11 protein-coding genes are annotated in these 9,276 nt (G+C 58.7%); 6 read left to right on the top strand and 5 right to left on the bottom strand.

The annotated features are described in order from the left end of the window. Positions 1–52: 52 nt before the first annotated feature. On the top strand, positions 53–850 hold the full coding sequence (locus RUA4292_RS18680; RefSeq protein WP_058278965.1) for a class II glutamine amidotransferase: 798 nt from the start codon (positions 53–55) through the stop codon (positions 848–850). Positions 851–902: 52 nt separating this feature from the next. Here RUA4292_RS18680 and RUA4292_RS18675 read toward each other — a convergent pair whose 3' ends face one another. The 3 genes from RUA4292_RS18675 to cobD are packed head-to-tail and all read right to left on the bottom strand — an operon-like array spanning position 903 to position 3,960. After that, a complete protein-coding gene (locus RUA4292_RS18675; protein WP_058278964.1) occupies positions 903–2,066 on the bottom strand; it encodes a lytic murein transglycosylase in 1,164 nt (387 codons plus the stop codon). 11 nt (positions 2,067–2,077) lie between these two features. Beyond that, positions 2,078–2,998, bottom strand: coding sequence for an adenosylcobinamide-phosphate synthase CbiB (gene cbiB / locus RUA4292_RS18670; protein ID WP_058278963.1), 921 nt, complete (start codon positions 2,996–2,998; stop codon positions 2,078–2,080). Further along, positions 2,995–3,960, bottom strand: a complete 966-nt coding sequence (gene cobD, locus RUA4292_RS18665; RefSeq protein ID WP_058279047.1) for a threonine-phosphate decarboxylase CobD — start codon at positions 3,958–3,960, stop codon at positions 2,995–2,997. The genes cbiB and cobD overlap by 4 nt, the downstream gene beginning before the upstream one ends. Positions 3,961–4,142: 182 nt before the next feature. Between cobD and RUA4292_RS18660 the strand changes: the two genes are divergently transcribed. Further along, positions 4,143–4,505 (top strand): response regulator transcription factor, encoded by a 363-nt coding sequence (locus RUA4292_RS18660; RefSeq protein ID WP_058278962.1) that lies wholly within the window; start codon positions 4,143–4,145, stop codon positions 4,503–4,505. On the opposite strand, the gene RUA4292_RS18655 is transcribed toward RUA4292_RS18660, so the two are convergent. Beyond that, complete coding sequence (locus RUA4292_RS18655; RefSeq protein WP_058278961.1) at positions 4,487–5,476, bottom strand: glutathione S-transferase family protein; 990 nt, start codon at positions 5,474–5,476, stop codon at positions 4,487–4,489. The two genes, RUA4292_RS18660 and RUA4292_RS18655, sit on opposite strands and share 19 nt — an antisense overlap. 215 nt (positions 5,477–5,691) lie before the next feature. On the opposite strand from RUA4292_RS18655, the gene RUA4292_RS18650 reads away from it, so the two are divergent. Beyond that, the gene (locus RUA4292_RS18650; RefSeq protein ID WP_058278960.1) at positions 5,692–6,045 is read left to right on the top strand and encodes a hypothetical protein; all 354 of its coding nucleotides are present in this window, start codon (positions 5,692–5,694) and stop codon (positions 6,043–6,045) included. A gap of 36 nt (positions 6,046–6,081) precedes the next feature. On the opposite strand, the gene RUA4292_RS18645 is transcribed toward RUA4292_RS18650, so the two are convergent. Then, positions 6,082–7,254 (bottom strand): MalY/PatB family protein, encoded by a 1,173-nt coding sequence (locus tag RUA4292_RS18645; RefSeq protein WP_058278959.1) that lies wholly within the window; start codon positions 7,252–7,254, stop codon positions 6,082–6,084. 94 nt (positions 7,255–7,348) lie between these two features. On the opposite strand from RUA4292_RS18645, the gene def (RUA4292_RS18640) reads away from it, so the two are divergent. Genes def (RUA4292_RS18640) through fmt form a run of 3 tightly spaced genes read left to right on the top strand, consistent with a single transcriptional unit; the run spans position 7,349 to position 9,266 of the window. Continuing rightward, complete coding sequence (def, locus tag RUA4292_RS18640; RefSeq protein WP_058278958.1) at positions 7,349–7,867, top strand: peptide deformylase; 519 nt, start codon at positions 7,349–7,351, stop codon at positions 7,865–7,867. Continuing rightward, the gene (gene def, locus RUA4292_RS18635) at positions 7,864–8,358 is read left to right on the top strand and encodes a peptide deformylase (protein WP_058278957.1); all 495 of its coding nucleotides are present in this window, start codon (positions 7,864–7,866) and stop codon (positions 8,356–8,358) included. Before def (RUA4292_RS18640) ends, def (RUA4292_RS18635) begins: the two co-directional genes overlap by 4 nt. Positions 8,359–8,360: 2 nt before the next feature. Continuing rightward, the gene (gene fmt / locus RUA4292_RS18630) at positions 8,361–9,266 is read left to right on the top strand and encodes a methionyl-tRNA formyltransferase (protein ID WP_058278956.1); all 906 of its coding nucleotides are present in this window, start codon (positions 8,361–8,363) and stop codon (positions 9,264–9,266) included. Positions 9,267–9,276 lie beyond the last annotated feature (10 nt).

Raw genomic sequence — 9,276 nt, 5'->3', positions numbered from 1 at the left:
TATCTGAGCCGGTGGTATGATCTGAAAAATTCATACTCAATGGGGCTAACAGATGTGCCGATTTCTGGCTTGGGCAGGCGCAAAGCGTTATCTAGATGAATTGGTTCTGAACCAAGAGCAATCGCTTGTAATTCAGAGCCGAAATGCTCTGATCGGTAAGACGCCGATCAATGCAGACGGATTTGGCCTTGCCTGGTATTCCGAACGTGAGACGCCTTGTTTTTACAAGGACACTAACCCCGCCTGGTCGGATGCCAACCTGAAACAGCTTACGCATCACACCCGGTCGCATCTCTTTCTGGCCCATGTGCGGGCATCAACGGGTACCGCAACCTCGCGGAACAACTGCCACCCGTTTGGTGTTGGAAAATGGAGTTTTATGCATAATGGGCAGGCCGGAGGGCATGACCGTATCCGGCAGGAGCTGGACGGGATGATCCCACCTGACCTCTACAGCCACCGGCTTGGCGCAACCGAAAGCGAAGCGATTTTCCTGATTGCCCATGGCGAAGGTCTGGATGTCGATCCGATCGGCGCCATGGAGCGGGCAGTCCAACGTGTCGAAGACCTGTCACGACGCCGGGGTACGATGCCATATCTTCGCTTTGCCGCTTGTTGGTCGGACGGCGATCGCCTTTTTGCCGCCCGATATGCCTCGGACCGCTTTGCCCCAAGCCTCCACTACAAGGCGTGTGAGGATGGGTTCATTGTTTCGTCCGAACCCTTGGACGCGAATAGCGGCGAATGGACTGAAATCCCTGCCAATACGGCGATTGAAACGCGGGGAAAGGCGTTGACTTCACACACGTTTGAACGAAAAGCGCCGCATCACCACGCCGAGGTTGCATAACTCTGTGGTGTTGCGTCCGGATGCGTCCCGTCTGTGCGGGACGCATCGGGGCTCATAACTGGTTGAGCAAATCAGCTGTTGGCCACGCATCCGCGGGCAACCCCAGCCGTGCCTGTTCGGCCTGAACGGCAGCCCGAGTACCCGCGCCCAGAATGCCGTCGATCTTGCCCACATTATACCCACGCGCTTGAAGCTTGGTCTGCAATTGCTTCATCTGCGCGCCCGACAGGCCTTGTGGCGGGGAACCTGCGTCATAGATTTGGCCGCCCTCCAACCGCGTACCGAAATAGGCGGCGGTCAGGACATAAACAAAGCTCTGGTTCCATTCGAAATAGACGTCAAAGTTTGGGTAGGCCAAAAATGCAGGGCCGTTGCGACCCTGCGGCAGGATCAGCGATGCGGGCAGGTTGGCCAATGATCCGCTGCGCGCCTGAACGCCCATCGCCTGCCACTCTGATACGGACCGCGACTTGCCGCGGCCGGACAGGGACCAGTCCATCTGGGCGGGAACAGTCACCTCCTGCAGCCATGGTTCACCCGGACGCCAGCCCAGATGCGACAGCATCTTGCCGCCCGACATCAGCGCATCCGGGGCCGAGGTTTTTAATGAGACCTTGCCGTTGCCATCCCCGTCCACGCCATTTTCCAGAATGTCGCGGGGCAACATCTGCACCATACCGATCTCACCTGCCCAGGCACCGGTTGTACGGTTGGGGTCAAAATCCCCTTGGCTGTAGAGCTCGATGGCTGCAAAAACCTGTGGTCGGAACAACTCAGGTCGGCGGCAGTCATGCGCCAGAGTGACCAGAGCGTTGCGGGTGTTGAAGTCACCTTGTACCGCGCCATAGTCGGTCTCGAACGCCCAGAATGCCAGCAGTACACCGCGCGACACGCCATATTCCCGCTCAATCCGGTCAAACACTGCAGCGTATTTGCGAGACATGGATTTGCCGCGATCTATCCGGTTCTGCGAGATCAGGCGGCGGGAAAAATCGATGAACGGTATTTGGAACACGCCTTGCGCCCGATCCGCCTTTAGAACCGCGCTGTCCTGCTGAACACCTTTGAAAAAGCTGTTCACGGTGGATTTATCGAACCCTTGCTGAACGGCCTCGGCCTTCAGACCCTTCACAAAGGAATTGAACCCGCCGCCACATTGGGCCAGGGCGGGAGAGGCGAGCAGGGTGGCGGCAATGATGCCCGAGAGTAAACGCATTTTAGGGTCCGTCAGAAAATAAAGCTGACCCCAACCCACACCGACACGAGCCCCAGCGCAAGCCCCCAAACCCGCCATAGCATGTCACATGCGCGGAAAATCTCCGGCGCGCCGATGTTACGTGGCGCATCACCGTTGACCCAGGCCAGATCGCGGACCTGTCCGTCATAGCTGCGCGGCCCGGCAAGGGCGACGTTTAAGGCGCGCGCCATCGCGGCCTCGGGCCAACCGGCGTTGGGTGAGATATGGCGACGTGCATCCGCGACCATTTCTGGCCAGCGCGCCCATTGACCGGACAGCGCCACGATCATCACGCAGGTCAGACGGGCGGGAATGAGGTTCAACAAATCGTCCAGACGCGCCGCGGCCCAGCCGAAGTCGCGGTACTTTTCTGACCGGTAGCCGATCATGCTATCGGCGGTGTTGACCGCCTTGTAGATCAGCAACCCCGGCAGGCCCGCGACCAGAAACCAGAAGGCGGGCGCAATTACGCCGTCGCTGAGATTTTCGGCAGCGCTCTCAATCGCAGATTGCGCGACCTGCGCCTCGGTCATGTCCCGCGTATCGCGCGAAACGATCATGGCGACTTTGGCGCGGCCCTCGGTTAAGGAGGTGCGCAGCCCGTCACCGACATCGCGGACATGGGTCACCAGTGACTTCTGTGCCAGCAGAATTGCGGCAAGGACGATTTCGATCACCGGCCCAAACAAGGTCAGCGTGCGGCCCAGAATCACTGCGCCAAAGATCAGCAGCAGCACGATGGCCACGCCTTTCAAGCGCCTATTCGTTCTGCGGTTCAGGCGCAGGTCCAACCAGCCGATGACAGTGCCGATTATCACTGCCGGATGACGAATGCGCGACCAGATCCAATCTGGCTCTCCAAGCGCCGCGTCCAGACACATGGCGCAAACCAGCAGAAAAGCTGTGCTCACAACGCGGCCTCAAGCTGACGCCATCCGTCTGCAGGCGGCAAGCCAAGGCGCAGATAAGTGTTTGAGTAGGGGAATATGCGGCTCCAGATATGGGAGCGGGCCAGCTTGGCCTGCCAAGCGGCGGCATCGTCGACGTCATAAAGGCGGAACAACGTGGTGCCGCCGACCAGTTTTGCCCCCTTGCCGGTCATGATCCGGTCTAGCTGTTCTGTCGCTGCCGCCAACTGCTGACGGGTTGCTTTGGCCCAGTCCGTGTCCCGCAGCGCCCGTTCCCCGATCCGAAGGGCAGGGCCAGAGACAGACCACGGCCCGGTCAAATCGTTCAGCTTTGTGATCAGGTCAGGGTGGCCAATTGCAAATCCCAGCCGTAGCCCGGCCAAGCCCCAGAACTTGCCGAAACTTTTCAACACGATCACACCGGGCCGCTCGGCCAAATGAATTAGGGATGCGTCAGGGCAAACGTCACAAAAACTCTCATCAATCACGGTCAGGGGAGCATCGGCGTCCTCTACGGTCCAGATACGTCCATCCGGATTATTCGGGTGCACAAGGACGCGGGCCTCGGCTGGACCGTTCGATTGAACTGTCCAACCCTGCGCGGAGAAAGCTGCCGCGTGTTCGTTGTAGGTAGGTGCTGTGATCTGAACCCGACCCGTCTCCGCAAGGGCAGGCATGCGGGCGATTACTGCTGATGCGCCGGGCGCGGGCAGAATCGCGGCACCTTCGGGAACAGACCAGAACTGGCGTGCTGCGGCAGACAGCCGTTCGAACGCGCCATGATCCGGCAGCGCGGCCCAATCCGACGGGTTCAGTCCCGACACCGGATACGGGTGTGGGTTGATGCCGGTGGACAGGTCCAGCCAATTGTCGCGTGCCCCGCCGAACCGGGCGATAGCACCGTCCAGCCCGCCGCCATGGTCGCGCGCGGCACGGGGGTTCAAATCTGAGTTTGGGCCTGCCATCGGTGTTCTCGTCAGAATTGGGCGTTTGTTGTGCTTCAAGCGGATTTTTGCCGCTTGCACAAGCAAATCCGCGTGATCGGCCCGGTTGACCGGCACCGTTAACACTTTGTTAAGGAATAAGCGTGATCACAAACCACGGGGGTCGGCACCGCACACTCTACCAAGTGCCGAGGTTGTTGCAAATGAATGTACTGATTGTTGAGAGTAACCCCGACCTTGGTCGGGTCTGGAAAAGATATCTGGAGCGGCAAGGCGCCCAAGTGACGCTTGTTGCCGGACAAGAGGCTGCGATCCTTGCGTTGTATGGCACGGATTTCGATATCATCGTGTTGGATCTGGTGCTGGAAAATGGCAGCGCATTGGCAGTGGCTGATTTCGCCAGCTATCGCCGCCCCGAGGCGCGGGTGATCTTTGTTACCAACACGACCTTTTTTTCAGACGGATCGATCTTTGCCCACAGTCCAAACGCGTGCGCTTATGTGCAAAGCGGCACGCCGCCAGAAGATCTGGCGGCGATGGTCGAGCATTACGCGGCGGGCCGCTGACCGCGCCCGTGCGGTTCCATGTAGTCCAAAACCGGGTTGGTCGGGATGATCCGATGCGGGTTGATGCTTTCGTGGCTATAGTGATAGTGGCGCACGATGTGATGCATGTTCACCGTCGAAGCGACGCCCGGCCATTGATACAACTCGCGCGTATAAGCCCAAAGATTCGGGTAATCGATCAGCCGCCGCCGGTTGCATTTGAAATGCAGATGATAGACGGGATCGAACCGGATCAGCGTCGTGAACAACCGCCAGTCAGCCTCGGTCAGGCGATCACCCATCAGATAACGTTTTGAAGCCAAACGATCCTCTAACCAGTCCAGCGTTTCAAACAGCGGGTCCACGGCGGCGTCATAAGCTTGTTGGCTGGTGGCAAAGCCGGATTTGTAGACGCCGTTGTTGACGTTGGAATAGATGCGCGCATTCACCTCTTCGATCTCATCGCGCATCGCTTCGGGCCAATAATCGTCGGCGTTGCCGGTAATCCCGTCAAAGGCCGAGTTGAACATGCGGATGATTTCCGAGCTTTCGTTCGAAACGATCGTCTGCTGTTTCTTGTCCCACAGGATCGGCACTGTGACACGACCCGAATATGTCGGGTCGGCCTTGGTGTAAATCTGGTGAGCAAAGCCCAGACCGTACAGTGTGTCCCCGGTTGCGCCGTAGTCATCAGTCTCGAAGGTCCAGCCTTTGTCCAGCATGTCGGGATGTACCACCGAGACTGAGACGTGCTTGTTCAAACCTTTCAGTTCCCTGAAGATCAGAGTGCGGTGCGCCCATGGACAGGCCAGGCTGACATAGAGGTGGTAGCGGTCGGTTTCAGCGTTGAAGCCACCCTTGCCCGATGGTCCGGCGCTGCCATCTGCCGTCAGCCAATTGCGAAACTGCGCGGCGCTGCGTTTGAACGCGCCGCCCGTGGATTTGGTGTCATACCAAGTGTCGTGCCATTTACCGTCGACCAACAGGCCCATTGCTCATGCCCTCCGAAAAGCGTCTGCGCCAAACATAGGCGGGTACATGGGGCGTTCCTATGCGAGGGCGCGCGCATCCTTCCTGCGCATACGCACAGGAAGGATTGGGATTTCTGTGCAACAAATTGAAATCCCGGCGCTGACTGTGATCAGGTTCACTGGATTTTTACAATTTGCGCCTCACAATAGAATACACTGCCGGGGGAGATATTTTTATGAGTACTTATGTTTCAAAGGAAATTACTGCCGAATTGGATGCGGCGCGAATCGCAGGATTGAAAAAGATCAGCCGCCTTCGTGTCGAAATTGGCGACAATACCTACAAGATTCTTCGATTGTGGAAAGGCGGATTTACAGTTGAAGCCGAAACCACGCCTCAACTGCGCGGGCTTGTGGATATCTATGATGGTGTCAGTCACTTGTACCAATGCCTAATCATCGCGGATGAGGATGAAGCAGGCGAAATGCGGTACGAGTTCAAGCGCAGCACGGCCGCAGCCGACAAGGCTCCGCTGGATTTCTACCGCGCGCCGGACGCGCCGATTGCGTTACTTGGGCACAAGGATTGAGGACAGGGCCAACGACATCGCCGTTGGCTGCCTCGTTTACTGCAAATCAGCAAATGCATGCTTTAGCCGGGCGCATGCCTCTTCGACCCGTGCACGCTGAGTGGCCAAGTTAAACCGTTCGAAGGTCTCACCACCTGCGCCGAAACCGGGGCCTGAGGACGTTGCGATTTTGGCATCTTCGCGCAGGCGGCGGACAAACTCTTCATGGGTCATGCCGGTTCCTGAGAATTCTATCCAAGCCAGATAAGTAGCCTGCAATGGCATGGACCACAGACCAGGGATCTCGGCGATTGCTGCGTCAAAGACCTGGCAGTTGCCCGCCAGATGCGCGACCTGTTCGTCAACCCATGCCGCACCCTCGGGCGAATAGGCGGCAGTTATCATCGTCACGCCCAACGCGCTGGGGTCATAGTCCAGCGTCTGAATGCGGTGCCGCATGGCCGCGCGCAGTTTGGGGTCCGGAATGATCATGTTACCGGTGCGTTGACCGGCGATGTTAAATGTCTTGGACGCCGCAGTCAGGGTCACGGTCCACGGCCGCGCATCCGGCGCAGCCAAATCCATCGGCACGAACGTATTGCCAGGATAAACCAGATCGTGGTGGATCTCATCCGAGACCAAAATCAACCCATTACGTTCGGCGAATGCGGCCACGGCACGCAATTCATCCGGTGTCCACACCCGGCCCGAGGGGTTTTGCGGCGAGCACCACAGCAACAGCTTTTCCGACCCGTCCAGGCGCGACTGAGCGTCGTCCAGATCCAGGCCATAGGTTTCGCCTTGGCGAACTAGCGGGCACTCGACAACGCGACGTCCCGATTTGTTCACCTTGTGGGCAAACTCATGGTAGACGGGGCTGAAGATTACGACGCCGTCGCCGGGTTCGCTCCAGACATCCAAAGACAGGGCGATCGCATTGCCTAACCCCTGTGAAGTCAGCACCCAATCGGTGTCGATGTCCCAGCTATGGCGGTTCTTCATCCACCACTGAATCGATGCCAGATATTCCGGGTGAATCCACGAATACCCAAAGACCCCATGGTCTGCCGCTTTTCGAACCGCATCAATCACGCAAGGCGCTGTTGGGTAATCGGAGTCTGCCGTCCACATGGCCAACCCGTCCTGCGGGGGCACACCGTAGATTTGATCCATCTTATCCCATTTTGAACTGTTGGTTCCCCGGCGGTCGATCAGGTCGTTGAAAGTCATGTCTGCTCCATCTGTCCGGACGAAAGCTAGCTACAATTCCAGCGGGTGCAAGGGGGGCGTTGCGGTGCAGTGCGGGATGGCCTAAATCAACCCCATGAAACGTAATATCCTGATCCATCCCGACCCCCGCCTGAAAAAGGTCTGCGCGCCCGTGGCAGATATCAGCGACGAGCTGCGCAAGCTGGCCGACGACATGCTGGAGACGATGTATGACGCGCCTGGCGTTGGTCTGGCCGCGCCTCAGATCGGCGTGCTGGATCGGTTGATCGTGTTGGACTGCATTAAGGAAGAGGGCGAAGCCCCGCGTCCGCTGATCATGTTCAACCCCGAGGTCATCGCCTCGTCCGATGAGACCAATGTCTACGAGGAAGGCTGCCTGTCGATCCCCGAGCAATTCGCCGAAGTCACGCGCCCCAAAGTGGTTGATGTCACGTGGATCGACCAGGATGGCAACTTGCAACAGGAAACATTCGACGGCCTGTGGGCGACCTGTGTTCAGCATGAGATCGACCATTTGAACGGCAAGCTGTTCATCGACTATCTCAAGCCGCTGAAACGGCAGATGATCACGCGAAAGATGCAGAAACTAAAGCGCGAGCAAGCCCGCGCATGACCGCTCGCACCTGCCTGCCATGGCCCGATAAACGCCTGCGCACCAAGGCGGAGGACGTCGCCGAGATTACCGATGAAATCCGTGCCATCTGGGACGACATGATCGACACGATGGAAGCGATGCCCGGTGTTGGCCTTGCCGCGCCGCAGATCGGCGTCATGTTGCGGCTGGCTGTGGTGGACGGCTCGACCAAACGGGGTAAGGCTGTGCGTCTGGCCAACCCTGAAATCCTGCACAGCTCAATCGAATTGCGCGAACATGATGAGGCGAGCCCGAACCTGCCTGGTGTTTCGGCCAAGGTGAAGCGCCCACGCGCGGTGACGGTCAAGTTTCTGAATGAGCAGGGGATGGTGGATCGCCGCGACTTTGTCGGGATCGAGGCCACAAGCGTACAGCACCAGATCGACCATCTGAACGGGAAGATGTATTTCGACCGGCTCAGCAAGGTCAAACGGGACATGCTGCTGCGCAAAGCCAAAAAGCTGGGGTAGAGATGCGCATTGTATTCATGGGTACGCCCGACTTTTCGGTTCCGGTTCTGGATGCGCTGGTCGAAGCTGGGCATGATATCGTCGCCGTGTATTGCCAGCCCCCGCGCCCGGCTGGTCGGGGCAAAAAGGACAGACCGACACCGGTTCACGCACGGGCCGAAGCGTTAGGCCTGACTGTCCGCCATCCGGTGTCTCTGAAATCGTCAGATGAACAGGATGCCTTTGCTGCACTGAACGCAGATGTGGCTGTGGTGGTCGCTTATGGCCTGATCCTACCGCAGCACATTCTGGACGCGCCTGCCCAGGGATGTCTGAATATCCATGCCAGCCTGTTGCCGCGCTGGCGCGGGGCGGCCCCGATCCATCGCGCCATCATGTCCGGCGATGCGCAAACCGGTATCTGCATCATGCAGATGGAGGCCGGGTTGGACACAGGCCCGGTTCTTATGCGCGAAGCAACTGATATCGGGATCGAGGAAACCACCGACCAGTTGCATGACCGGCTGTCGATAATGGGCTCCAAACTGATCGTTGAGGCTTTGCATGACCTGCCGGATCTGACGCCCGAGCCGCAGCCCGAGGTCGGTGTGACCTATGCCGCTAAGATCGACAAATCAGAGGCACGGATTGACTGGTCCCGGCCCGCAGCCGAGGTCGATCGGCAGATCCGCGGTCTGTCCCCGTTCCCGGGTGCCTGGACCGAGATTGACGGAGACCGCGTGAAACTACTGGCGTCGCGTCTGGCCGAGGGGCAGGGCGTACCCGGCGAAGCTCTGGACGATGCCTTGACAATAGCTTGCGGCGAGGGTGCCGTTGATCTGTTGCGCCTGCAACGGGCGGGCAAAGGCGCACAGTATAAGGAAACCTTTCTGCGGGGCTGGCCTGTGGCCAAGGGAAGCCGGATTTAGAAGGAATAAC

Origin of the sequence: Ruegeria atlantica (assembly GCF_001458195.1) — a bacterium.
Taxonomy (GTDB): domain Bacteria; phylum Pseudomonadota; class Alphaproteobacteria; order Rhodobacterales; family Rhodobacteraceae; genus Ruegeria; species Ruegeria atlantica.
This window is presented reverse-complemented; position numbering and strand designations above follow the sequence as displayed.